The sequence below is a fragment of the Zunongwangia pacifica genome (genome assembly GCF_023499215.1).
Taxonomy (GTDB): domain Bacteria; phylum Bacteroidota; class Bacteroidia; order Flavobacteriales; family Flavobacteriaceae; genus Zunongwangia; species Zunongwangia pacifica.
This window is the reverse complement of sequence record NZ_JAKHSK010000091.1, coordinates 1-1,716: the sequence shown is the minus strand read 5'-3', so window position 1 is coordinate 1,716 and position 1,716 is coordinate 1. Positions and strand designations below refer to the sequence as shown.

Sequence of the window (1,716 nt, the reverse complement as noted above, 5' to 3'; positions counted from 1 at the left end):
CTTAATCGTACTGCCTGCTCCTTTAATTCGGGGCTATAATAGCGTTTTTTTATGTTTCTAAGATATTTGTTTGGTAACAAACGGTCTTAAATTTTATGTACCAATAAAGGTAGCTACTCCACATTTGCTCAACCAAAAGAAAGGTTCACTCAATTTGACTATAATATCGAAATGGACTGAATTAAGTTTGAGGAACTAAATCATAAAAATGAATTTTAAGACAATTTTTCCTCTTCTGACTTTAATCGGAATTTTGGTCTCGTGTAAATCAAATTTTGTCGGAAAAGAATTGAACTATTCAACAGAACAAAGGAACGGATTTGAATTGACTTTTGTCAATGACTCAATCCTTGAGGTAAATTCAAAAACTGAAATTAACAAGTCTGATAAAGCGACTTACAAATACGAGCTTCTAAAAAAAGAAACTTTAGTAACCGTAAAGAAGAATCAACCTGTCGTGAACTTTAAGACAAAAAAACAATCCAGACAGTTCCTTCAAAATATTGCAATTGAATTAATTTCTGGAAAAAATGAATACTTAAGAGAATCAGATACACTGATTTATTTAAAAATACGAACTGATGGCAAAATAAAAAAACAAATCTTTTTTGATAATAGGACCAAAATATTGGAATTCCAAAAGTAAAAAACTAACCACAATCGAGTAGACGGCTCCGCCAGTAACTGACGGAGTGCGGGTCTCGTACCTGCCTGCGGCAGGCAGGTACGGCGGTTCATAATCCATCCTTTCACTCGCTCTTTACACCAATTGAAACTATTTCGTACTTTATGAATAGACTACAGATTTTCTTGGGATTCGGTCACCCAATGAATGAAAAAACAATGCTCCTATTCTAATTTCCGAAAGGATTATGTTCAGTCCTTTCCCATTTGTGAGACCTGTGTAATATTTTACACCTCGTTACTTTGGGTACTACGACTTCGGCTGATTTCTCCATTATACCAACCCGTGGCTTCTCCAATGCGGCAGGCTGGCCCGTACGCTAAAAATGTCTACAAGACATTTTCTCTACGCTCCGTCCTCCAGGTAAGAACATCTTCTTTTCTTTGATTCCTCCCGGATCTACTACTTCGGTATTCATTTCCAAAGAAACGTTTAGGACATCACAATGATGTGCTTGCTCATCCAACCTTATAGCCTCTTATCCGATTCCTGTTCGTCAGTACCAGGGTTTGTAGTCCTGCTTCCTTCACTTCCCGTCTCACGACAGACAAGCTTTGAGCTTACTAATGGTTAAAAGAGCCTGTCCTGAGCGTAGACGAAGGGTCACCCCTGCCCATATGGGACTTGCACCCTCTAGATTAATATCATATCTTAGATATGATAAAGATGCCCATGCTGGGCACACACAATGTATAACCGCAATTACGGCTAAATACTTAATCGATATTCGATGTTTTTAGCTATATTTATTTTAAGCGGACAAAACCTGGCTAACCAAACCGCAACTGTCCATATTCGAAACCGTCAGATTGTCTCAAAACCTCTAATTTTGTATTGAGTATTCGGGTAGCTACCTGAGAAAATTTTTAAATACTCGATTCTCAAGAGGTGTTTTTGAGTTTTGAGACAGACTGCCGTTGGCAAAAAATTTTAACGAGGATTTCGGTAACAACAATTCTCATTCCAGACGTATATTAAAAATCTATCAATGAAAATTTTCATCAGCTTATATATTCTTTTATTAACAAGTC

General features: G+C 37.0%; 1 protein-coding gene. It reads left to right on the top strand.

What is annotated here, in order from left to right:
• Positions 1-208 precede the first annotated feature (208 nt).
• Complete coding sequence (locus L1967_RS22175; protein ID WP_249603670.1) at positions 209-646, top strand: hypothetical protein; 438 nt, start codon at positions 209-211, stop codon at positions 644-646.
• The last annotated feature ends 1,070 nt before the right edge of the window (positions 647-1,716 follow it).